Genomic DNA, 22,912 nt, shown 5'->3' on the forward strand with positions numbered 1-22,912 from the left:
CAACTTCATGGGATTCGTCAAACTCGCAGCCATCGCCATCTGGCTCAAATAGCTAAATCGTCACTACCGCCTAGAGTATTCCGGCAAACTCAGGATCATTCTGACGGAGCAATTTTGTGACGAGATCATGCCGACACACACGAAGGGCATATCCCTTGATGCGTTCGAGTGTATCGGCGTGGAAATCCGCACAAAAGCGCCTGTCCCACCGATCGCCCCGATTCGTTCTAGCGAAGCGGCAAAGGCGATCGGCAGGTTTGTCCGCGTGCGCGTTTGTCGGAAATGCTCAAGGATCATTTTACTTGTAAGTATTTTTAATAAAATTTTAAATATTAAAGCCTTCTTCACGATTGAATCATGTTCTGCGATAGTCGTTTATTTGCACTTTTTTGATAACGTGTCTTCAGTAATTGACGGTTATGCTTCCTGCTATAGATGGAGTGAAGCATGTCGCTATCGCATAATCCCAATCTGCTGCAACCCAGAACGCCAATCCTCAACTGGATTGCCGACATGGGGTCTGATATTTCGGAGGAAATCCGCAGCAGGCTCTGCGGGACGCTGGCGGCGTCTACGCTTCCGGCTATTCTTGGTTCTCTCAACTCCATTTTTATCACCTTGCTAGCCTATGCTCGGATCGAGAACCCGGTTCTTCTATGGATCGCGTTCTTCGATCTTGCCTTCGGTATAGCGCGCGCTGCTGCAACGAACATCAACTGGGTGCGTGTCATCGCGGCCGATCTCGTCGTCATCTCAGGCATTGGTTGGGCAACAATGATAGCCGCGACCATGGTTGTCGTTGGTTTCAGCAATGATACGCCAATGCTCATTGTGGTGGTCGCTTCCGGCCTCGGGTCTTGTGCAGGCATCATTGCACGCAATTATGCGGCGCCCCGACTGGCGCTAATTCAAGTGATCCTGATCGATACATCGTTCAAGATTCCTTTCTGTCTTAATCATCCCGAATTCACTCCGCTCATTGTAATACAGGGTATGGGCTTCATCGGCATTGCTGTCTGGATCATGCGTCAGCAGCGTGAAACGACTGTACGGGCAATTGCGGGTCAGATCGAGAGCCGGACTCAATCTCTGCTGGATCCGCTTACTGGCCTTTTGAACAGGCGAGGCCTGGAGGAAAGGACGCAGTCAATGCGGCAGACCTCAACGACCAAAGCTCTCTTGTACCTCGATCTTGATGGTTTCAAACAGGTTAATGACCGGTTTGGGCACGGCGTAGGGGATGAAATTCTTAGGCAGGCTGCACGGCGTCTTTCCATTTGTCTCCCGAATGCGTCAATCTGTCGTATGGGCGGAGATGAGTTCATCGTACTGGCCGACTGTCATAGTCGGCAGGAGGCCGCAGTCATTGGCGCGCGGATCATTCAGACAATTTCCCTTCCGAGCGTTACATCCGCAGGTCAGGCGTATGTCGGTGTCAGTATCGGCATTTCCCTGTTCGATCCGAAAACGGTCGATCTTGAGCGCGCCATGGTGGAGGCCGACGAAGCGCTCTACCGCGCAAAGCGTGCGGGCCGTGGTTGCGCGCTGCTTCACGATCCCTCGAACGCGGAAGCTTCAAAGGTTCCGGCCTGAGCACGCCTAAAGATGAAAGTTTAGCGGCAATACCGGTATCCACCCTTTCTCTCCAGTATATCGAGATGCAGGTGATCTTCATGGGTCGCATCACTGCCCGGTGAGAGAACCGTTCGAAAGTGAAGGCAGGCACCGGCGGTTACGGTTCTTTGGAAAGCGCCCTCCATTGTCGGGTCCTCTGTCTTCGGCTTCATTTCAATCGCGTCACCCTTATCGAATTCAAGCGCAATCACATCGATGGCGTTGCCTTTCGCATGCTCTGAAATCTTGCCTGTTTCGGCATGATTGCGCTTGCGGCAGGTATAGGATGCAGCATTGCGAACACCGGTGATTTTCTTGTCCGGAAACGCAACCTTCAGGGTCGGCTGTACCGTGTCCTTCAGCCAGTGCGACAGGGCCAGCGCTGCCTTGCATCGCAAGGGGGAAGGATCGGAGAGTTTGATGCCGGGAAGGGGCCTTGTGAGCCTGATCGGCTTTTCGATGCCGCAAGTGCCGTCTTCGTCGGAGATCGACTCTGCCTCGGAAAATTCGGCCCCTAGGGATTTCAATTGCGATAGGCAGACAGCATAGGCCTGTGGATCTTCCTTGACGATGTTTTGGACGGCAGGCTCTTCCGGTGTCTTGCTCTCGACTTGCGCCCCAGGCTCAGTCGTGGATTGCGGCTTCGCCACCGGCGTCGGAATGTCTTTCGTCTCCGGAATTTTGGTATTGTCCGGCAGGGATTTGTCTGACGAGCGTTGGGCCTCAACTGGCTTTGCTTCAGGAAGCGGGCCTTCGATAGGCAGGTTTGCTGCCGTCAGGGAAATGGTGGCCAACAGGGCTGCAGCTATGCGCATCATCATGAACATCGTCCTCCACGTGACGATCAGACAACGTATCAGGATCAAATTGGTCGCATGCTCCTCCCGAAGGCTCTTGCGATGCGAGTTCGGAGCCGCTATCAATCCAGTCATGAAAACGTCTTTGATCATTGCTATCTGGCGGTGGGCTCGCAATTAAGCGGCCTTGACCAGTCATGTTCAAAGACAAGACAAAGCCGCCCGATCACTGAGGCGGCTTTCTTGTTCCCAAGGTTCCCCTCGCAAACCGGGCAAATGCTAAAACCTGGCGCTGCAAAACCGCTTTCGCGGCAGTGCAGGACAGGATAAGAACGCGGGATGTTCAGAGGTGGATTATGGTCACGATTATTGAAGATGATGGGTCCGAGGTCTACGAGACCCGCGGTGGGATAACGGTCAGTCGCAAGCGTCGCGCAACACCCTATGCCGATGCGATTTCCAGCTATGTTGACAAGCTGGACGAGCGTCGCGGCGCAGTCTTCTCATCGAACTATGAGTATCCGGGTCGCTACACGCGCTGGGATACGGCCATCGTCGATCCACCGCTCGGCATCTCTTCCTTCGGCCGCCAGGTCTGGATCGAGGCCTATAACGGGCGCGGTGAAGTGTTGTTGGAACTGATCGCTCAGCGTTTGGCAAGCGAGACCGAGTTGACGCTGGGTGAGCGCACTGCGCGCCGCCTCGATGTCTCTGTTAATCTGCCAACGCGCGCCTTCACGGAAGAAGAGCGCTCTAAAATGCCGACCGTCTTTACGGTGCTGCGTGCAGTCGTTGATCTTTTCTACTCCGATGCCGATAGTGCAATCGGCCTGTTCGGTGCCTTCGGCTACGATCTCGCGTTCCAGTTCGATTCCATCCAGCTTTCCCTGAAGCGACCCGACGATCAGCGCGATATGGTGCTGTTCCTGCCGGACGAGATTCTCGTCGTGGACCACTATTCCGCCAAGGCCTGGATCGACCGCTACGACTTCAGCCGCGGCGACCTGACGACCGCGGGCAAGAGCGAGGAAATCGCACCCGATCCGTTCCGCACCACGGATGTCATCCCGCCGAAGGGCGATCATCGTCCCGGCGAATATTCCGAACTCGTGGTCAAGGCGAAGGAAAGCTTCCGCCGCGGCGACCTGTTCGAGGTGGTCCCGGGGCAGAAGTTCATGGAGCGGTGCGACAGCAAGCCTTCGCAGATCTCCAATCGGCTGAAGGCGATCAATCCGTCGCCTTATTCCTTTTTCATCAATCTCGGTCATCAGGAATATCTGGTGGGTGCTTCGCCGGAAATGTTCGTCCGCGTATCGGGCCGACGCATCGAGACGTGCCCGATTTCAGGGACCATCCGCCGCGGCGAGGATGCGATTTCCGACAGCGAGCAGATCCTGAAGCTGCTCAACTCGAAGAAGGACGAATCCGAGCTGACCATGTGCTCGGATGTCGACCGTAACGACAAGAGCCGTGTCTGCGAACCCGGTTCCGTCAAGGTCATCGGCCGTCGCCAAATCGAAATGTATTCGCGCCTCATCCATACGGTGGACCATATCGAGGGCCGTCTGTGCCCCGACATGGATGCCTTCGACGGTTTCCTCAGCCATGCCTGGGCAGTGACCGTGACGGGTGCCCCGAAGCTGTGGGCCATGCGGTTCATCGAAAAGCATGAGAAGAGCCCGCGCGCCTGGTATGGCGGCGCCATCGGCATGGTGGGCTTCAACGGCGACATGAATACGGGGCTTACGCTGCGCACCATCCGCATCAAGGATGGCATCGCGGAGGTCCGCGCCGGAGCGACGCTGCTAAACGACAGCGATCCGCATGAGGAAGAGGCTGAAACCGAATTGAAGGCATCTGCCATGATTTCTGCAATCCGTGATGCGCGCGCGGGCAATACGGCCAAGGCGGGCCGCGATGTCGCGGCTGTTGGCAAGGGTGTGAAAATCCTGCTGGTCGACCACGAAGACAGCTTCGTTCATACCCTGGCGAACTATTTTCGCCAGACAGGTGCCGAAGTCTCCACAGTGCGTACGCCGGTGCCTGCCGAGATCTATGATCGCATCAAGCCGGATCTCGTAGTGCTATCACCCGGACCGGGCAATCCGCAGGATTTCGACTGCAAGAACACGATCAAGGCGGCGCGTGCCAAGGGTCTGCCGATCTTTGGTGTTTGCCTGGGGCTACAGGCACTGGCCGAAGCCTATGGCGGCGAATTACGACATCTGGCCGTGCCGATGCATGGCAAGCCTTCACGTATTCGCGTGCTGGAGCCGGGGATTGTTTTCTCAGGCCTCGGCAAGGAAGTTACCGTTGGTCGATATCACTCCATCTTTGCCGACCCCAAAACGCTGCATCCAGATTTCATCATCACGGCCGAAAGCGAAGATGGCACCATCATGGGCATCGAGCATGCCAAGGAGCCGGTCGCAGCTGTGCAGTTCCATCCGGAATCGATCATGACGCTGGGCGGTGACGCCGGTATGCGGATGATTGAAAACGTCGTGGCGCATCTGGCGCGGAAGGCCAAGGAGCAGGCGGCGTAATCGCTGCCTCACCTTCACTGTCTTAGAAAAGGGCGGTTCCTCGCCCCTTTTCTTGTCGGATCAACTGTGTAGTCCGATGACCTTTTCGAAGGCTTCCCAGGTATCGTCCATCGCATACTCCTTGAGGAAGGGCAGGTTCAGGTGACCAAAGAGTGGCGAAAGTTGCCATTCTGCTGTCTCCTCATCCACGCCGGCGATCTGCTGAAGGTAAAGGACGGTGGCGAAGCCCGTGCGATCGGCGCCGCTGCGACAGTGAACAAGCACCGGGCCCTCCGCGCTGCGCATCAGGTCCAGCAGTTGGAATGTGCGATCAAGCCCTAGCGGTTTGCGCGCGGACATCTCGAAGTTAAGTTCCTTCGCGCCGTGCTCTGTCACCATGGCTTCTTCTGCACGATACCAGTCTGCACTGGGGTTGCCGCCGCGTAGGTTGATGACAGTTTTGATCTTGTACTCATCGATGTACTTGCCAAGAGTATCAGGAGAAAGCTGCGCGGAGCGATAAAATTTCCCGGGAAGCACTTCATGGAAATTTCCGACAAGTTGCAAATATCCAAGATAGACACCAAGGCCAAGCACTGCGGCACCAACCACCAGTGTAACTTTTTTTGCAATGCTGATGATTAGCATGAGAATATGCGTCCTGTCATGATTTCGACTTGTCTGGAGCGGTTACGACTTGAGAGCCTGGCCTGTGGCGAATTTATGTCTTTTGCAAAGCCCACGACCATATCCGCCCTAGGCTGCCACTGGACCTGCACCACGATGCTTTGACAGCCGTGCAAAAGTGAGCGATAGAGGCCCACAACAGAAACCGCCGGGCGCTGACGCCTCGGCGGTTTCGCCGTTTCAGGGCTATTGCAAATCATTCGCATACGCAGAGAAGATGATGTCACAACCAAACCACACACTCGTTCAGCGCCTTGCATTCTGGGGTATTCCACTCTCCTTAGCTGTCATGGGCCTGAAGCTTCTGGCCTGGTGGGTCACAGGATCCGTGGCGCTTCTTTCAGACGGGCTGGAGTCATCGGTGAATGTGACCGCGGCGGTGGTCGCCTATTTCGTCATTCGGTATGCGCAGCGCCCCGCCGATGACGACCACCAGTTCGGACATCACAAGGCGGAATATATATCTGCAGTCCTGGAGGGCGTGCTGATCGTGGTTGCCGCACTTCTGATCGTGAAGGAAGCCTATGCCGGCATCATGCAGCCCGCTCTGCCGGAAGCGCCATGGCTCGGTCTTGGCATCAATGGCTTCGCAGGCGTCATCAATGCGGTCTGGGCGACCGTTCTCATCCGCGTGGGCACAGCGAACCGTTCTCCGGCCCTGAAGGCAGACGGTCATCATGTCATGTCGGATGTGGTGACGTCCGGCGGCGTCTTCGTCGGTCTGGTCCTGGCTGTTCTGACGGGTTACGCCATCCTCGATCCGCTGCTGGCGCTGATCGTGGCGGTCAACATTCTCTGGCAGGGATACAAGCTGATTACCTCCTCTCTTGGCGCGCTGATGGACAAGGCGGTTGAGCCAGAAGAAGAGGTTGCGATCAAGGAAGCAATAGCCGCCCATTCCGCCGGAGCGCTGGGCGTTCATGATCTCAGAACCCGGCGCGCCGGTGCCGCTGCGTTCATCGATTTTCATCTTGTGGTGCCAGCCATGATGACAGTGGGCCAGGCGCACGATATTTGTGACCGCTTGGAAGATGCGATCAAGCAGGCTATTCCCGGCGCATCATTGGCCATTCACGTGGAGCCCGAGGGCGAGCGTGCCCATGGTGTCAAGGTTCAGATAGAAGGTTAGTCAGATGAGCAAGACCGATGTCAGCGGGCTGTCGCAGCTCGGCCGTCAGGTGGATGCGCCAACCAGCCCGGAAGAAGCGGTGCTGGAGAAGGTGCCGAATAACAATGCTGGAACGGATTTCGTCGTGCGTTTCACCGCACCGGAATTCACGTCGCTGTGCCCGATGACCGGGCAGCCGGATTTCGCGCACATCGTGATCGATTACATCCCGAACGGTTTTCTGGTGGAATCGAAATCGCTGAAGCTGTTCCTCACCTCGTTCCGAAATCATGGCGCCTTCCACGAGGATTGCTCGGTCTACATCGCCAAGCGGATCGTTGATCTGCTGGAGCCGAAATGGCTGCGCATCGGCGCATATTGGTATCCACGCGGCGGAATACCGATCGATGTTTTCTGGCAGACCGGTGCAGCACCGGAAGGCGTATGGTTGCCGGACCAGGGCGTACCGACCTATCGCGGCCGTGGGTGAAGAGGGTTAAACAATAAAGCCGGGCGCTGAGCCCGGCTTGTCTGTCATGCGAAGCTGCTGTTGTCGCCCCCGGAATCACCATCGTCGGCACTCCAGTCGTCATTGCTATCGTCGTAAGACGCCTGCTGAAAGTCATTGTCCGGTGTCGGATCAGCCTGCTCCGGAATGGGATCGGGCTGGGTTGGAGCAGCGTCGCCATAGTAGTTGTTGATGACGGTGGTTTCCTCGATCGGGTTGTTGCCAAACCCTTCGGCTGCGGGAGAGGCGAGGCCAAGACCGCTCATGTGATGACTGAAGATCCCGCTGAGGGAGTTGGCCAGAAGCATGCCACCTGCAACGCCAGCGGCCGTGCTGAGCGCGCCTGTCAGGAAGCTGCTGCCTGCCGATGGCGCCCGCATGGCTGGTGCGGATGCGCCCGTTGACCAAGGGCCGGATGGTGCCATTGCTCCCGGTTGTCCATAGGCCGGTTGCTGCTGCACTTCGAGAGACTGACCCCATGGACCGCTTGGTGCGCCGTTGTACGGACGGGGCGATGGCTGCTGTCGTGCTTGTACGGGCTGTTGTGGCGGCTGGCTGGAGCCGAAGATGGAGCTGAGAAAGCCGCCACGCTGCTCCGTTTCGCGCGGTGCCGCTGCCTGCTGCTCCTGCAACTGACGGACTTGGGCCTCAAGTTCTGAAATCCGTTTGGATGCGGCTTCGAGCCCCTTCTCCTGCACGATGACGGCCTGTGCCAGATAGTAGGGCGAGGCGGGTTCCTGACGAACGGCATCCGCGATCAGCGTTTCCGCTTCCGGGTCACGCGGCGTAGCAGTGGCACCTCGGACACGTTGAAACAGTTCAGTCAGAAGTTGGCGTTCTTCAGGTGACATGGTCGGCTCCTCAAGGCTCGTTTCACGACAGCCATGAGGAGGAAGTAGGGAGAAATTCGGGCCTTGTCAGCAGGCCCGAAGCTTAAATCTTGGTAAAAGAGCCGTACTTCAGCCGCCAAAGGCAAGCGAAAGACCGGCAAGTGCTGTTGCGGCGCCTGCAATGCGACCGATGGCGGGAGCCAGGCGGGCGGTCGTCATGCCGAGCCCGACTCCGATGAGGTGCAGGAAGGCCGTTGCGACCGCAAAGCCCAGGCCAAACTGAAGTGCCGCTGCGGACCCCAATTCACCACCATGCGCGTAACCATGGAAGAGCGCGAATATGCCGACGACAGCGGCAGATGCGGCGACGGGCACGCGCACGGCCAGGGCCACCAGAAGTCCGAGGCCCATGACAGAGGCAAGGATTGCTGGCTCGACGAAGGGAAGCGGCGCCCCTGCTACCGCGAGGCCGAAGCCCAGAACCATCATGACCACGAAGGCAGCGGGAACAAGCCACAGAGCCTGACGACGCTCGGGATCTGCCCCGATCTGGGCGGCCCAGAGGCCAACCGCCACCATGGCCAGTACATGGTCCGCACCAAAGAGTGGATGAGATAGTCCTGCTGCGATAGACCCATGTTCCAGTGGATCCAGATGTGCGAATGCCGGGACTGCGGCCACAGTCGATATTGCGACGGCCAGAGAAAGACGTTTGAACATGGATGTTCCCCTTCAAAATGCGCAGCGCAACGGTCTTCATTGCGTTCGGCGCAAGATTAGGCACTGCCTAAAAAGTTGTCTATGCGTAAAATGACGAAGGCCATATTCATCATAACGTCGCTGGCTGATTGTTTTGTGCGCGCGAACGCATTATGTCCGGGGAGAGCAAATTCACTCTGGAGACTGTTCGATGAACGACGAGAATGAAGACGACAAGACGAAGGAATTGCCGCTCGGCAAAGAAACGGAGGCGAATCTTTTCAAGTCGCGTTCGATCTTCATTTATGGCCCGATTACCCAGGAACTGGCCCAGAAGGTCTGTACCCAGCTTGTTGCGCTGGCTGCCGCGAGCGATGAAGACATTCGCATCTATGTGAACTCCCCCGGTGGTCACGTCGAATCAGGCGATTCAATTCATGACATGATCAAGTTCATCAAGCCGAAGGTCTGGATGATCGGTACGGGTTGGGTAGCTTCTGCCGGTGCATTGATCTACGTCGCGGCGCCGAAAGAGCGTCGTATCTGCCTGCCGAATACCCGTTTCCTGCTCCATCAACCCTCCGGCGGTACGCGCGGTATGGTCTCCGATATCGAGATCCAGGCCCGCGAGATCATAAAGATGAACCAGCGCCTGATCAAAATCTTCGCCAAGGCTACCGGCCAGAGTGAGGAAAAGATCGCCAAAGATATCGATCGCGATTACTGGCTGGGCGCGGAAGACGCTGTGTCCTACGGCCTCGTCAACCGCATCGTTGAGAGCCAGTCCGAGATCGACTGACCTCACGCGAAGGCCTAATTCTGTGACAAGCCGTGCCGGAACTCATCCGGCACGGCTTTTTTCTGTGGAATTTGAATTTTCATGAGCATTGCTCAAAAAAATCTGCCGGGAGATTTGCGACCGGTGCGTGTCTCGATAGGTCTGCAGTCAAGCACACTACTGGATGTCCTGCAGGGATATGTGCACGGAAAGATGGCTGATCACGCAACTATGAGCGACAAAAAATCAATCTTTGCATGAAAATCGGTAGTGTTTCTTGGAACGCTAATAATTGCTTAGATTACAAGAATTTGATTGCAGATAGGTTTTTGTACTCGCTGGGGTATTTTCTATTCTTAGGTCGATTACAGCGATATAGATTACGTTAATAAGTGTATGCATATTTTCTATTTAGAAAAAATGCCTGGATGGAGGCATCGGAATAGGTTCCATCGCGCCGATGAGGATTTTCATGTTCACCTTGACCATTTCTCGTATGACCGTTTTGTTTGGCATCCTTGTAACGACAGGTATTGTTAGTTCATTTGGTGTGCAACGTCTGGCACTTGGTGAGTTAAAGGTCGGGGGGCCTGTCTTCAGTCAGATCGTGGATGGTAAAGATCTCGTGGCCGATATCTTGCCGCCACCGCTATACTTGGTGGAAGCCTACGGGTTGGCGACTGAAGTCGTAATTCATCGTGATGACCTTTCCGAGAACGTCAAGAAGGTCGCCAAGCTCAGACAGGATTATGAGGATCGGCGCAAATTCTGGCAGGCGTCGGACCTGCCGGACGACATTAAGGGTTTTCTCTTGAACGACGTTTTGGTGAAGGGAGATCTTTTCTGGAGCCAGCTCGATTCGAGTTTTGCAGTCCTTGCCGCTGGCTCGGATGTGGCGAACGCGCAACAAAGCTTCGATATGTTGCAGAAAATGTTTCGCGATCATCAGGCGGCCGTCGTTCGCCTCGTTGATATGTCAAATGCTTGGATGAAATCCACGGAAGCCGCAGCGTCCAAAGCCGATAGCAAATTTAGCAACCTCGCTATTGGTGGAAGTATCCTCTCCCTTATGATCTTTCTCGCGGGTCTTTGGTTCATGAAGATGCGGGCGATCGGCCCACTGACCGCGATTGGTGGTTATATGAGTCGTCTAGCGGCGGGCGATTACAGCCAGGAAGTTCCTTTCGCACAGCGCGGCGATGAAATTGGAGATATGGCGCGCTCGGTCCAGACCTTCCGCAGCGCAGCGTTGGAGCGCAAGCGTCTTCGCGAGGAAATGGAGGCTGGCCGTGTCCTGTCCGACGAGGCTAGGGCTCTTCAAGAGCGGCAGCGTGTGGCCGAGGCGGCTCAACTGAAGCAGGTTGTCGACAGCCTGGGAGCGGCGCTCCGTCGTCTGGCGGAGTGCAATATCTCGCAACCGCTTGATGAGGAATTTGCCGCTCAATTCGAAGCCTTAAGGATTGATTTCAACGATTCCATTGCCACCTTCCAGGAAACAATCGAGCAGGTGCTTCTCAAGACCGGGCAGATCAACGACAATGCCATGGCAATGAACGAGGCTGCGAACAATCTCTCAAAGCGCACGGAGCAGCAGGCTGCCGCGCTGGAACAGACGGCAGCCTCGCTTGAGGAGGTAACCTCGACGGTGAAGGCGTCCGTGGATAGAACCGCGGAAACACGCAATCTCGTCAGGGATGCGCGGGCCTGCACCATGAAATCCAGCGGTGTCGTTACGGACGCGATCGAGGCGATGAAGCGCATCGAAGGAGCGTCGAGCGAAATCGGCAAGATTGTCGATGTCATTGATCAGATTGCCTTCCAGACCAACCTGCTAGCCTTGAACGCGGGCGTAGAGGCAGCACGCGCTGGTGAAGCCGGCAAGGGATTTGCCGTCGTGGCCCAGGAAGTTCGTGATCTCGCTCAACGCTCGGCGGCGGCGGCGAAGGAGATCAATGCCCTGATAGGCAAATCTCGCACTGAAGTTGCCACTGGCGTTCAACTTGTTGTCGATACGGGTGGCGCGCTTCAGCAGATCGAGACATTTGTGAGCGAAATCGACGTCAAGGTGGAAGCCATCACAACTGCATCGAGAGAACAGGCTATTGGTCTTTCTGAGATCAGTGAGGCGGTTAACTCGATCGATCAGATGACCCAGAAAAATGCATCGATGGTGGAGGAAACCACCTTTATCAGCAATTCTCTGGCCGCTGACTCGAACCTACTCAGCAGTATGGTTGGCAGATTCCAGCTAAACCACGGTCGTTATGACAAGGACGAAACGACCCACCATCCAAAACAAGTAACCGCCAGCGCAGCATCCCTGTCGTTGCGCCGGGCATCTTGAAGCTTCCTTCATCGAAGAAGCAGAGGAAAGGGGCCCGGTTGCTTTGCAGCCGGGTCATTAAGTCCATAAGAATATCTTCATGCAGTGCCGTGGACGTTGAGCTGAACTGAAAATTTAAGGATTTAATTTCAGCTAGTTACATCTTATTTCGTATGACTATGCAGATAAATACAGCTTCTGAGGTTGAATATATCCGATAACAGCGTACTCTTACCTGATCGACAATTGCTTGTGACGTCGTCAAAGAGCCTAGCGCTCTCGTCAGATTTCCTCTCAAATCTTCGATCTTTGCCCGCAAGGTATCGCGGGTCCTACAACGATTTGATGAAAGGAAATCGTTATGAATATCGGCACAGTCAAGTTTTTCAACACCACCAAGGGTTTTGGCTTCATTCAGCCTGAGAACGGCAATGCGGACGTTTTCGTTCATATTTCTGCTGTTGAGCGCGCGGGCATGCGCACTCTGGTCGAAGGCCAGAAGGTAAGCTTCGAAATCGTTCAGGACCGTCGTTCTGGAAAGAGCTCTGCAGACAACCTTCAGGCTGCTTGATATCCGATTGCCCATCCCGTCTTGAGGATCGGGCGTCTGGATCTTAGACCTGATGTGCTCGTTGCGCATCTTGCGCGCGGGTTTGCTGGCTGATTGCTGCTCTTTTCGACCACGGATGTACTGGCGTTGGGAGCAGGAAGCACTACGAGGTCGGGTTCATCCCGGCCTTTTATTTTTTGTTTAGCCAATGGAATGCAGAAGGAGAGTGCCGTGGCGAGAAACCGCTACATAGCTGGTGATCGCATCGTTCTGAAGGCAGGTGCCTCCGGTCACGCTCAGGGCGAGGGGAGGATCATATCGGTCCAGCCCGAGTCGCAAAGTGGTGGGCCAACGCGCTACCGTGTTCGGTTCAATGAGGAAAGCTTCGACCGCACCCTCGCCGAAGATGATATTGATGCATCCCTTTCTATCTCCAGCAAGCAACAACCGAAAGCCGATGAAGAGCACAAGCCCGCGTCCGGCTGGATCAACCTTAACTCAATGAAAATCAAAAAGTAGCAGCGCGTCTGCACCAAGGAGCCATCTTGCAGGTTATCGTCAGAGACAACAACGTCGAACAGGCACTTCGGGTGCTCAAGAAGCGTATGCAGCGGGAAGGTATCTTCCGCGAGATGCGCGCCCGGTCTTCCTACGAAAAGCCGTCCGAACGTCGTGTTCGCGAAGAAGCAGAAGCCGTTCGCCGTCATCGCAAGCTTGTGAAGAAGCAGATGCAGCGCGAAGGTCTGCTGCCCATGCCAAAGAAGGCAGTGCGTCCGCGCTGAATCCTCTATGTCTTAGCGCCAGTTACAGATGTGTGTCATTGTCGGGAATACTTGTGGCACACATCTACTACTTGCTCAGGTTTTATTACTTTTATCTTTTTAATCTTAATTGTTGTAAATTGCGGAAAAATTTCCATACTCGCCTAAAGTATTACGGCGGATGATTCGACGTGTTGACAGAAGATGCTCCCAAGACCCTGTTGAATCTCGCTGAAACGGCACGTCATGCTGGCCTCTCGAGCCGTCAGATCCGACTTTGGGAAGAGCGCTACGGATTAACCGATTTTACAAGCGCTGAACTGAAGCCCCACACCTATACTCTGCGCCATGCCGAGCGGCTGCGAGCCTTCAAACTTTGTATCGAAGCCGGGTACCGGATTGGTATGCTCGTTGAATTGGACGCAGACAATTTGAGAGCCATGACACAGGATGTCATCCTGCGAAATGCGGTGCTGCCTGGGATTGAGCTCCTTCGTGTTGGCAAGTTCACGGATTTTACACTCTGGTTGGCCGAGCGCCGGGGTCATCAGGGTTCGGCGGAATTTATTTTTGCGACCGTTTCACCCCTGATGAGTCTGGTGGGTGTGCTGTGGGCTGAAGGTCGGTTGTCGGTGGCCGATGAACACTTTGTTAGCATGCAAATCAAAAAGCTCTTGCTCAACTGCCTTGATGCTTATGACACGCCGTGTTCTTCCGCACCGCTCCTTATCGCCACGACGCCCGAAGGTGAAGCCCATGAGCTCGGTGCGCTTTGCGCAGCAGTTCTTGCGAGACAGGCTGGCTGGAACGTGCTTTATCTTGGCCCTGGTCTTTCCGTCGCCGAGATCGCACATGCGGCAGGGCGCCATGGCGCCCGATGCGTTTGTCTCAGCAGCATTTTCTTGGCTTATCGAGCGTTTGAAAAGATCCTTGGGGAACTGCAAGCAGCCGTTCCGACAGGTGCGGATATTGTTATAGGTGGTCCGGTATCGCAGCCGTTTATCGCGCCTGAAAGGATTATCCTGCTCCAGGACTTGCGTGATTTTTCCGCCTATCTTTCGCGTCGGGTTGCATAACGCCGGGCAAAAAAAATCCGCCGGATTGCTCCAGCGGATTGCGGAATACGCTTAAGATATTGCGTTTCAGAATTCGACAGCGCGATCGCCGTTCTCATCCTGAATGCGGGTCGGCAAGCCGATCTTGTTCAGAAGGTTGATGAAGGGCTTCGGGGCAAGCTCTTCCACGTTTGCCATCTTCTTGACGTCCCACTCACCTGTGGCAACCAGCATGGCTGCTGCGACCGGCGGAACGCCAGCGGTGTAGGAAATGCCCTGGCTGCCTACTTCGTTATAGGCTTCCTTGTGATCTGCTACGTTATAGATGAAGACGGTCTTTTCCTTGCCGTCCTTCAAGCCTTTCACATAGTCACCGATGCAGGTCTTGCCTTCATACTCTGGTGCGAGCGATGCCGGATCCGGCAGGCAAGCCTTGACCACCTTGAGCGGCACGACTTCGGAGCCATCTGCCAGCTTGACCGGCTGTTCGGAGAGAAGACCGATCGACTTCAGGACCGTGAACACGTTGATGTAGTGATCGCCGAAGCCCATCCAGAAGCGCACGTCGGCGCCATCCATGTTCTTGGCCAGCGAATGGACTTCGTCATGGCCGCAGAGATAGGCCTTGCGCTTGCCCACGACCGGCAGGTCATATTCCTTGCCGATCTCGAACATCTTGTTCACCTGCCACTGGCCTTTCTGCCAGGAGTAAACAACGCCCGTGAATTCACGGAAATTGATTTCCGGATCGAAGTTCGTGGCGAAATACTTGCCGTGGCTGCCGGCATTGATATCGACGATGTCGACGTCGGTGACCTTGTCGAGATACTCGTCCTTGGCCAGCTTGGCATAGGCATTGACGACGCCCGGGTCGAAACCGGCGCCGAGGATGGCGGTAATGCCCTTTTCCTCGCATTCGGCGGCGCGCTTCCACTCGTAGTTACCGTACCACGGCGGCGTTTCGCAGATCTTGTTCGGCTCTTCGTGGATGGCCGTATCGATGTAGGCAGCGCCCGTATCCATGCAGGCCCGCAGGACCGACATGTTCAGGAAGGCTGTGCCGACATTGATGACGATCTGAATGCCAAGCCTGGTAATCAGCGCCTTGGTGGCTTCGATATCAAGGGCGTTGAGCGCATGGGCTTCCAGAACGCCCGCCTGCTTCAGGGCCTTTTTTTCGTGTACGCTCGCGATGATCGCGTCGCACTTCGACTTGGTGCGGGATGCGATGTGGAGATCGCCCAGCACGTCGTTATTCTGCGCACATTTATGCGCTACGACCTGCGCGACGCCGCCCGCGCCGATGATGAGCACGTTCTTTCTCATGATAGGGACCAACTCCTATGTCCAATCGTCAGAGACCAACCTGAGGTATTTCAGGAAAGGCTTTCTTCGTAGTCCGTGTAAGAAAATTCACGGACCGTCCTGAGGCTGCCATCCAGTTCACGGATGGCGATTGCCGGCATTTTCACGCCGTTAAACCAGTTTTTCTTGACCATCGTGTAACCGGCGGTGTCTTGGATCGAGATGCGGTCGCCGACATTCAACTCGTTCGGGAAATCGAACTCGCCAAAAATATCGCCGGCCAGGCAGGACTTGCCGCAGACCATGTAACGATGTGGCCCCTGGTTGGGATGAACCTTGGCATTCTCACGATAGATCAGAAGATCCAGCAAGTGTGCCTCGATGGACGAATCCACCACGACAAGGTTCTTGCCGTTGTAGAGCTTGTCGAGAACGGTGACTTCCAGCGTCGTCGATTTTGTGATGGAGGCCTCGCCGGGCTCCAGATAGACCTGCACGCCGTACTCACCGGAGAAGCGCTTCAGGCGCTCGGCGAACTTTTCCAGCGGATAGTTCTCGCCGGTGAAATGGATGCCACCACCGAGGCTCACCCACTCGGCCTTGTTCAGCAGGGGGCCGAACTTCTCTTCGATCTGGCCGAGCATCTTGTCGAACAGATCGAAGTCGCCGTTTTCGCAATTGTTATGAATCATGAAGCCGGTGATGAGGTCCATCACTGGTTCGACCTGTTTCAGGTCCCATTCGCCGAGCCGCGAGAAGGGGCGGGCGGGATCTGCCAGATCGAAGCTCGATGACGAGACGCCGGGGTTCAGCCGCAGGCCACGAATGATGCCGGCAGACTGCTTCTCGAAGCGTTGCAGCTGGCCAATCGTGTTGAAGATGATCTTGTCGGCATGAGAGACGACTTCGTCGATTTCGTAATCGGCATAGGCAACCGAATAGGCATGTGTTTCCTTGCCGAACCGCTCATGGCCAAGGCGCACCTCATTCAAGGAGGATGAGGTGGTGCCGTCCATATAGTCGCGCATGAAGTCGAAGACGGACCATGTGGCAAAGCATTTCAGCGCCAGCAAAGCTTTCGCGCCGGACAGTTCGCGCAAGGTCGCGATCTTCTCCATGTTGCGCAGGAGCTTCGACTTGTCGATGAGATAATAGGGAGTCTGGATCAAGGCTTCATCCTTCGTGAACCCAGCCGTTTCCGGCGGAAGTGAACGGGACGCCCCGAATGCGTCGGCTGGGGGCTTATGCAAAAGGGGGGCAGAAGGCAAGAGGCAAAGCAGCCAAACCTCAAGGATTCTTGGATTTTGGGCGGCTTTCAGAGAATCTGCTCAGAGAACTGAATTACCCCGCAATAAGCTTGCTCGCATCGCTGCAATCTGGTGTGACTTCCGATACGGATTCACTGCCGCGGATTGCATGCCATGCTGAAAGACTTTTCCATCCAAGCCACCATCATGGGGATGCTGGTTGCCTTTGTCGGCTTCATCAGTTCCTTCGCCGTCATTATGCAGGGGTTGACAGCCATGGGGGCGGCACCGGATCAGGTGGCGTCTGCGCTTTTCGTGCTGGCAGCTTTGATGGGATTGCTCGGCATCATCTTCCCGCTCTGGAAGCGGATGCCGATCAGCTGCGCCTGGTCCACGCCCGGCGCGGCTCTTCTCACCAGCGTCGGCATGATCGAGGGTGGCTTCTCCGCTGCGGCTGGTGCCTTCGTCATGTGTGCGGTTCTCATCATCCTGTCGGGCCTGTTTCAGCCGCTCGGCAAGGCCATGCGCATGATACCCGCTTCGCTTGCCAATGCCATGCTGGCCGGCATCCTGCTCAGCCTCTGCCTTGCACCGGTCAAGGCTATCGCATTCAACCCCTGGCTTGGGCTGCCGATCGTGGGAACCTGGATGGTGTTTCTCATGTGGAAGCGGCTCTGGGCGGTGCCTGCGGCGCTCGGCGCCTTTGCGCTGGTGCTTGTATTTGGCGTGGACCTGCCGCCCGACATGCTCTCGAAATTGGGCAGTTCCATTCATCCGACGCTTGTTCCGGTGATGCCGACTTTCACCTGGCATGGCTTCGTCTCCGTTGCCATTCCCTTGTTCGTCGTGACCATGGCCTCGCAAAACATTCCAGGCATCGCCATTCTCAAAGTCTATGGCTACGAGCCTGCGCCCGGTCCGCTGTTTGCCTCGACAGGCGCGTTTTCGTTGGTGGCGGCGCTGTTCGGTGCGGTTCCGGTCAATCTGGCGGCTATCACTGCCGCCATGTGCGCCAGCGATGAGGCGCATCCGGATCCAAAACGGCGCTACTGGTCGGCGATCATCGGCGGTATTGGCTATATTCTGTTCGGACTTCTGGCTTCCGCCATCATCGCCTTTGTCGCTTTTGCTCCGCCGATCCTGTTGCAGGCCGTCGCGGGGCTTGCGCTGGTCGGCGCCTTTTCCAGCTCGGCTCAGGCGGCCTTCCGCGATGCGGATCACCGCGAGGCGGCGGCGATTACTTTTATGGTTACGGCGTCCGGCACGGCGTTTCTGGGTGTTTCCGGTGCCTTCTGGGGCCTCGTCGCAGGTGCGTTTATGTTGGGTCTGCGACGCTTCGTTCAGCAAAATGGTCACTGAGGGCGCAACCCATCTTGCGCAACATCGCATCCCACGTTATCAAATTCTCCATGAAGATCACGGGCAGCACATTTCCGACTTCTTGCGTCGCGGGCCAGATGGCACACCGTGCGTCTTCTGCTGCCCTAAACTCGCTTCTTCTTCTCGGCCTTATCGGCGGTTGCCGGGTCCGTTAAGGAGCGCCCGGCGGCCGAAAGAGCCTGCCGGCTAGAGCTCCTTTTCACAAAATCCATGATTTGAAGACCGAAAGCCTCGAGAGAGGCCTTGATCCAGTGTTTCAACGCTGTAACAGGCTGATGCCATTAGCGTGACGCTGGACGCGAAGGAGAAGACGAATGACTGCCAATACTCCCGCAACGCAAGCCGCGACATCGAGCCAGGCTACGGGTCAGAGCCGGGGAATGCCGGATGCATCCCGCAAGTACCGCCCGTACCCGACGATCAATATTCCGGATCGCACATGGCCGTCCAAGGTCATCGACAAGGCGCCGATCTGGTGCTCCGTCGATTTGCGCGACGGCAATCAGTCGCTCGTCAACCCGATGGGTCATGATCGCAAGGCGCGCATGTTCAAGCTGTTGCTGGACATGGGCTTCAAGGAAATCGAGATCGGTTTCCCCTCTGCCTCGCAGACGGATTTCGATTTCGCCCGCTGGTGCGTGGAAGAAGGCGGTGTGCCTCGGGACGTGTCCCTGCAGGTGCTGGTCCAGTGCCGCCCGGAACTGATTACCCGCACCTTCGAATCTCTGGAAGGTGCCTACAAGCCGATCATCCATTTCTACAATTCCACGTCCGAATTGCAGCGGCGCGTCGTGTTCGCAAAGGATGTGCATGGCATCAAGCAGATCGCCGTCGATGCTGCCAAGATGATCATGGACATGTCTTCAAAGGCCGCCAGCAGCGAGAATGGTGGTTATCGCTTCGAATATTCGCCGGAAAGCTTCACCGGAACGGAGCTGGAAGTGGCGCTGGAAATCTGCAATGCCGTGATTGCCGAAGTGAAGCCGACGGCTGAAAACAAGCTGATCCTCAACCTGCCTTCCACGGTTGAGATGGCAACGCCCAACATCTATGCGGACCAGATCGAATGGATGTGCCGCAATATCGACAACCGCGAGAATGTCATCATCTCCCTGCACCCACACAATGACCGCGGCACGGGCATCGCCGCAACGGAGCTGGGCCTGATGGCCGGCGCCGATCGGGTGGAAGGCACGCTGTTCGGCAATGGCGAGCGCACCGGCAACGTGGATGTCGTGGCCCTGGCGCTGAACATGTATACGCAAGGCGTCGATCCTGAACTGGATTGCACCGATATCGAGCGCATTAAGGCGGTCTACGAATATTCAAACGAGATGACGATCCCCGAGCGTCATCCCTATGTTGGCGAGCTGGTCTATACCGCCTTCTCAGGCTCTCACCAGGATGCGATCAACAAGGGGATGAAGGCGATCAAGCAGGCCAATTCGCCTGTCTGGGAAGTGCCTTATCTGCCGATCGATCCGCAGGACGTGGGCCGCACTTACGAAGCGATCATTCGCATCAACTCGCAATCGGGCAAGGGCGGCATCGCCTACATCCTCTCCCAGGATTACGGCATCAATCTGCCACGCAATCTGCAGGTCGAATTCCGCGAGGATATTCAGCGGATCACCGACGAGGAAGGCAAGGAGCTGCCGTCCAGGCGCATCTACGAGCGCTTCATCGAGCGTTATGTCAATCAGTCGGAAGGCCGCATCAAGTTCGTGGATCACCATACCTATCCTGCCGGAACTGACCAGAGAGGGATCCGGATCGTTGCGGCTGAAATCACTGACAATGGGGAGACCAAGCGCATCGAAGGCAAAGGCACGGGCCCGATCGACGGCTTTATCAATGCCCTGTCGATCTATCTCGGCAAGGAGTTCTCGGTAGCGGATTATTCCGAACACTCCCTCCAGCATGGCTCGAATGCGTCGGCCATCGCCTATGTCGAGATGGAGTACGATGGAGGCAAGCTGTTCGGTGCGGGCATCAACACCAATATCGTGACGGCCTCTCTCGAGGCGATCGTCTCCGCTGCGAACCGCGTTCTGGCCAACAGCTGATAAGGAAAGCGCCCGGGCTTCTAACCCGGGCGCTCTGAGTGAAATTTATTTTCAATATATAGGAGGCCTGAGGCGTAACTGTCTTGCTTTTCGGACAGCATTGCGTTGGGCTGAAGCTTTCTTCTCAATGGGGGAGGAATGACGCAGACCGTAAAAATTCCGCTATAGGGTGCCGACAATGAATGACGCCGGTAGCTTCTACACTCTTTTGGGGCAGCTTCAGGATGTTGCAGTTGATCACCAACGATGGCCGCTGTTTCTGGAGCAGATAGCCGTTGCCACCGGGGCCGCAGGTATCAACGTAATGGCACCCGCCGATCGCGGTTCGGTGACTGGGCTGATGTTCACAAATAGCATGTTCGGCATCATGGACGAACACCAGCGCGATGGTTGGACACACCGCGATCATCGCGCGAAATTCATGCCTTTGATGAAGCGGTCCGGAGTCGTTCTGGAGTCCGATTTCGCATCCGAAAAAGACCTACGTGAACTGGAATACTACAAATTTGTCGCAAAATTTGGCTTTCAGCATTCCGCGGTTATCAATTTTTCGTCTGGATCCGATGATCGTTTCTTTGTTCTCCATCGCAAACTGGCTGATGGAGGTTTTCACGACGAAGATCGGGAACACTTGAACGCTCTACGATCTCAGCTACAGATGGCGTCGCGTATCATGTCCATCTTCGCGGAAAGCGAAATGCAGGGCTATATGGCAGCCTTTGAGCGTGCAAATGTTGCGTGTCTGTTCGTGGACCGGCGAGGTTCGGTCGTTGCGGCAAATCAAAAAGCTGAAAGACTTTTGAAGAGTGAAGTCTACATTTTCCGCAACAGGCTAACAATAAGTTCTTCAAGAGAAGCATCCGTCTTCGAAGCGGCGCTGGATAAAGTCATTGGAGGCTCCGACCCGGCACTGAGTGAAGTGTTAACATTTTCGCGCAGAGACAAAAACCCCCTGCTGGTACGCATCGAGCGAGCAGGTTCAAATCTTCGTGACGTTTTCGCGAACGCCTATGCTATGGTGATTATGGAAGATGTTGACCAATCTCAGTCCATATCGTACGATGCACTACGCAAGTTATTTGGCTTCACACTCTCAGAATGTCGCGTTGCTTGCCTTCTAAATGAAGGCGAAGATATCAGGGCGATAGCCGAACGCTGTGGGGTTCATTACGAAACCACTCGGGCACATATGCGCTCCATCCTGAAGAAAACAGGTACCCAACGCCAAGCCGAACTTTGTCTCTTGCTCGGAAACATTCGTCTCGGCTGATGCCTGTCGCAGAATTCCGTTGTACGTCAAAGGCCAGACTTTCAGCCTAACGCTTCCTGCATGAACGCTGCCGTCAGATGATGCCAGCGATCTTGGTTGCGAGGCCTTCCAGATCTGCATCGGAAGAGGGGCCGGTGAGAACGTAACTTGCCTGCAAGCCCTGCCAGGTCACCATTCCGATATCGTCTCGAATGCTCTCGCGCATGTCTTTTTCCGGCATGGGTGAAATGAATTTGGTGAAGGATATGGCGATAACCTCGCCATCGCGGTTCTGGTAGATCAGTTCCCCCACCGGCCTTCCACCTGCCGAAAACAGGCGAGCACCCATAAATACGAGCTTTTCCGAGGTGAGATCGGGAATGCGAAAAGAAATGCCCGTGGTCGCCATCAACCATTCGACGATATGCGCGGATTCATTCGCCGGAATTTCTACGAGATGTCGCGACTGGCGGGAAAAGAGCCGGTAGTGAGACGCAACATCATCCAGCCAGGCTTTGCTTGGATCACCCGCAATATCCGCATAGGTCATCATGTGAGACGGGGCGCCGACCATGTAGCCGGCCGCTGCGCCGAGCGCGAACATGATGACGGACGAGGTGATTGCGAGACGGTAGGTAGGCTTGAGCTTTTGCCGAACGGTTTCCTGCTTCGGAAAACGCAAGGCGCGGCGTCCTTCCGGCGCCGTCTTGATGCTTCTGACGAGGCTGAGCGAAACCGGCTCTTTCAGCATTTCATTGAACAGCGTTCGACCGTGTTCCGTGGCTTGCCTGAGTTTGTCCGAGGTCAGTTTTGCATTTGGATCATTCGCGAGAATGTCATCCAGTTCAGACTTTTCGGCCTCAGTCACCTCGCCATCCAGCATGGCAGACAGGCGGGCATCGAGTGAAGGCTGGCGCAGACTGTCGGACATCAGGCTCTGCGCTCCGCTTCGCTTTCGGTGACAATGGCGAGTTCGCGTCTGGCGGCCAGAACCGTTTCGGCGATACTATCCTCCGTCGTTGCCATGACCGCTGCCGCTTCGCGATAGGACAGTTCTTCGACCGCACAGAGCAGAAAGGCCGCAGCCAGTTCCGCAGAGAGGATCATCGGCAATTGTGGTGAACTGGTAGTCGCGGAATGGAGGCAGACGACGGTCTCGCTGGAGGCTTTTTTCTTGCGGATTTCCGTTCGCCACAGGGAGCAGATAGCGCCGAACAGACGCAGATCCAGCCGGTCTTCCGCATCCTGGAAAGGTGCCTTTAGGAGAGCCTGACCGCACACCTTGGACACAAGCTCATCCGCCTTTGCCCCGTTCTGCGCAAGAACAAGGGCAAAGCGCCGCAACCGGGGCAGCAGGGAAACGAGGTCCCGTCGAATGTCGGTGTTGTGTGGCTTTACGTCCATGAATTCCTTGGTACCAAATCTGTCAA

General features: G+C 55.9%; 21 protein-coding genes. 13 read left to right on the top strand and 8 right to left on the bottom strand.

The window, feature by feature from the left end; all coding sequences use genetic code 11:
• The first annotated feature begins 447 nt into the window (after nucleotides 1-447).
• Complete coding sequence (locus MUU53_RS16305; RefSeq protein ID WP_247261842.1) at nucleotides 448-1,593, top strand: GGDEF domain-containing protein; 1,146 nt, start codon at nucleotides 448-450, stop codon at nucleotides 1,591-1,593.
• 20 nt (nucleotides 1,594-1,613) lie between these two features.
• Here MUU53_RS16305 and MUU53_RS16310 read toward each other — a convergent pair whose 3' ends face one another.
• A complete protein-coding gene (locus MUU53_RS16310; RefSeq protein WP_247261843.1) occupies nucleotides 1,614-2,435 on the bottom strand; it encodes an extensin-like domain-containing protein in 822 nt (273 codons plus the stop codon).
• Nucleotides 2,436-2,767: 332 nt separating this feature from the next.
• Here MUU53_RS16310 and MUU53_RS16315 point away from each other — a divergent pair, with 332 nt between their 5' ends.
• Nucleotides 2,768-4,957 (top strand): anthranilate synthase, encoded by a 2,190-nt coding sequence (locus MUU53_RS16315; RefSeq protein WP_247261844.1) that lies wholly within the window; start codon nucleotides 2,768-2,770, stop codon nucleotides 4,955-4,957.
• Between the two features lie 60 nt (nucleotides 4,958-5,017).
• Here the strand turns inward: MUU53_RS16315 and MUU53_RS16320 are convergent, their stop codons facing one another.
• Nucleotides 5,018-5,584, bottom strand: a complete 567-nt coding sequence (locus MUU53_RS16320; RefSeq protein ID WP_247261845.1) for a tyrosine-protein phosphatase — start codon at nucleotides 5,582-5,584, stop codon at nucleotides 5,018-5,020.
• 259 nt (nucleotides 5,585-5,843) lie between these two features.
• Between MUU53_RS16320 and MUU53_RS16325 the strand changes: the two genes are divergently transcribed.
• Together MUU53_RS16325 and queF are read left to right on the top strand one after the other, a co-directional pair.
• Nucleotides 5,844-6,752, top strand: coding sequence for a cation diffusion facilitator family transporter (locus tag MUU53_RS16325; RefSeq protein ID WP_247261881.1), 909 nt, complete (start codon nucleotides 5,844-5,846; stop codon nucleotides 6,750-6,752).
• Between the two features lie 4 nt (nucleotides 6,753-6,756).
• Nucleotides 6,757-7,221, top strand: coding sequence for a preQ(1) synthase (queF, locus tag MUU53_RS16330; protein ID WP_062553955.1), 465 nt, complete (start codon nucleotides 6,757-6,759; stop codon nucleotides 7,219-7,221).
• 44 nt (nucleotides 7,222-7,265) lie between these two features.
• On the opposite strand, the gene MUU53_RS16335 is transcribed toward queF, so the two are convergent.
• Nucleotides 7,266-8,090 (bottom strand): DUF2076 domain-containing protein, encoded by an 825-nt coding sequence (locus MUU53_RS16335; protein WP_247261846.1) that lies wholly within the window; start codon nucleotides 8,088-8,090, stop codon nucleotides 7,266-7,268.
• Between the two features lie 108 nt (nucleotides 8,091-8,198).
• Nucleotides 8,199-8,789: a HupE/UreJ family protein gene (locus MUU53_RS16340; RefSeq protein WP_247261847.1), complete on the bottom strand. Its 591-nt coding sequence runs from the start codon at nucleotides 8,787-8,789 to the stop codon at nucleotides 8,199-8,201.
• Nucleotides 8,790-8,979: 190 nt separating this feature from the next.
• On the opposite strand from MUU53_RS16340, the gene MUU53_RS16345 reads away from it, so the two are divergent.
• From MUU53_RS16345 to MUU53_RS16370, 6 genes are all read left to right on the top strand, one after another.
• Entirely contained in the window at nucleotides 8,980-9,567 is a 588-nt protein-coding gene (locus MUU53_RS16345; RefSeq protein WP_165135178.1) for an ATP-dependent Clp protease proteolytic subunit, read from the top strand.
• A gap of 451 nt (nucleotides 9,568-10,018) precedes the next feature.
• On the top strand, nucleotides 10,019-11,890 hold the full coding sequence (locus MUU53_RS16350) for a methyl-accepting chemotaxis protein (protein ID WP_247261848.1): 1,872 nt from the start codon (nucleotides 10,019-10,021) through the stop codon (nucleotides 11,888-11,890).
• Nucleotides 11,891-12,230: 340 nt separating this feature from the next.
• Nucleotides 12,231-12,440, top strand: a complete 210-nt coding sequence (locus tag MUU53_RS16355; protein ID WP_062553960.1) for a cold-shock protein — start codon at nucleotides 12,231-12,233, stop codon at nucleotides 12,438-12,440.
• Nucleotides 12,441-12,650: 210 nt separating this feature from the next.
• Complete coding sequence (locus MUU53_RS16360) at nucleotides 12,651-12,938, top strand: cold-shock protein (protein WP_247261849.1); 288 nt, start codon at nucleotides 12,651-12,653, stop codon at nucleotides 12,936-12,938.
• A gap of 26 nt (nucleotides 12,939-12,964) precedes the next feature.
• Nucleotides 12,965-13,201: a 30S ribosomal protein S21 gene (rpsU, locus tag MUU53_RS16365; protein WP_247261850.1), complete on the top strand. Its 237-nt coding sequence runs from the start codon at nucleotides 12,965-12,967 to the stop codon at nucleotides 13,199-13,201.
• A gap of 200 nt (nucleotides 13,202-13,401) precedes the next feature.
• Entirely contained in the window at nucleotides 13,402-14,256 is an 855-nt protein-coding gene (locus MUU53_RS16370; protein WP_247261851.1) for a MerR family transcriptional regulator, read from the top strand.
• 66 nt (nucleotides 14,257-14,322) lie between these two features.
• On the opposite strand, the gene MUU53_RS16375 is transcribed toward MUU53_RS16370, so the two are convergent.
• Both MUU53_RS16375 and MUU53_RS16380 read right to left on the bottom strand, forming a co-directional pair.
• Nucleotides 14,323-15,561: a saccharopine dehydrogenase family protein gene (locus MUU53_RS16375; protein ID WP_247261852.1), complete on the bottom strand. Its 1,239-nt coding sequence runs from the start codon at nucleotides 15,559-15,561 to the stop codon at nucleotides 14,323-14,325.
• 50 nt (nucleotides 15,562-15,611) lie between these two features.
• The gene (locus MUU53_RS16380) at nucleotides 15,612-16,709 is read right to left on the bottom strand and encodes a carboxynorspermidine decarboxylase (RefSeq protein WP_247261853.1); all 1,098 of its coding nucleotides are present in this window, start codon (nucleotides 16,707-16,709) and stop codon (nucleotides 15,612-15,614) included.
• Between the two features lie 252 nt (nucleotides 16,710-16,961).
• Between MUU53_RS16380 and MUU53_RS16385 the strand changes: the two genes are divergently transcribed.
• The 3 genes from MUU53_RS16385 (at nucleotide 16,962) to MUU53_RS16395 (ending at nucleotide 21,503) form a co-directional block, all read left to right on the top strand.
• Nucleotides 16,962-18,146, top strand: a complete 1,185-nt coding sequence (locus MUU53_RS16385) for a benzoate/H(+) symporter BenE family transporter (protein ID WP_247261854.1) — start codon at nucleotides 16,962-16,964, stop codon at nucleotides 18,144-18,146.
• Nucleotides 18,147-18,481: 335 nt separating this feature from the next.
• Nucleotides 18,482-20,233, top strand: a complete 1,752-nt coding sequence (leuA, locus tag MUU53_RS16390) for a 2-isopropylmalate synthase (protein ID WP_247261855.1) — start codon at nucleotides 18,482-18,484, stop codon at nucleotides 20,231-20,233.
• A 178-nt stretch (nucleotides 20,234-20,411) separates the two neighbouring features.
• Complete coding sequence (locus tag MUU53_RS16395) at nucleotides 20,412-21,503, top strand: helix-turn-helix transcriptional regulator (RefSeq protein ID WP_247261856.1); 1,092 nt, start codon at nucleotides 20,412-20,414, stop codon at nucleotides 21,501-21,503.
• 73 nt (nucleotides 21,504-21,576) lie between these two features.
• Here the strand turns inward: MUU53_RS16395 and MUU53_RS16400 are convergent, their stop codons facing one another.
• Together MUU53_RS16400 and MUU53_RS16405 are read right to left on the bottom strand one after the other, a co-directional pair.
• Nucleotides 21,577-22,413 carry an anti-sigma factor family protein gene (locus MUU53_RS16400; RefSeq protein WP_247261857.1) on the bottom strand — a complete coding sequence of 279 codons (837 nt, stop codon included), beginning with the start codon at nucleotides 22,411-22,413 and terminating at the stop codon, nucleotides 21,577-21,579.
• Nucleotides 22,413-22,886: a hypothetical protein gene (locus tag MUU53_RS16405; RefSeq protein ID WP_247261858.1), complete on the bottom strand. Its 474-nt coding sequence runs from the start codon at nucleotides 22,884-22,886 to the stop codon at nucleotides 22,413-22,415. The genes MUU53_RS16400 and MUU53_RS16405 overlap by 1 nt, the downstream gene beginning before the upstream one ends.
• Nucleotides 22,887-22,912: the final 26 nt, after the last annotated feature.

The organism is Affinirhizobium lemnae, from assembly GCF_022968395.1.
GTDB lineage: Bacteria > Pseudomonadota > Alphaproteobacteria > Rhizobiales > Rhizobiaceae > Neorhizobium > Neorhizobium lemnae.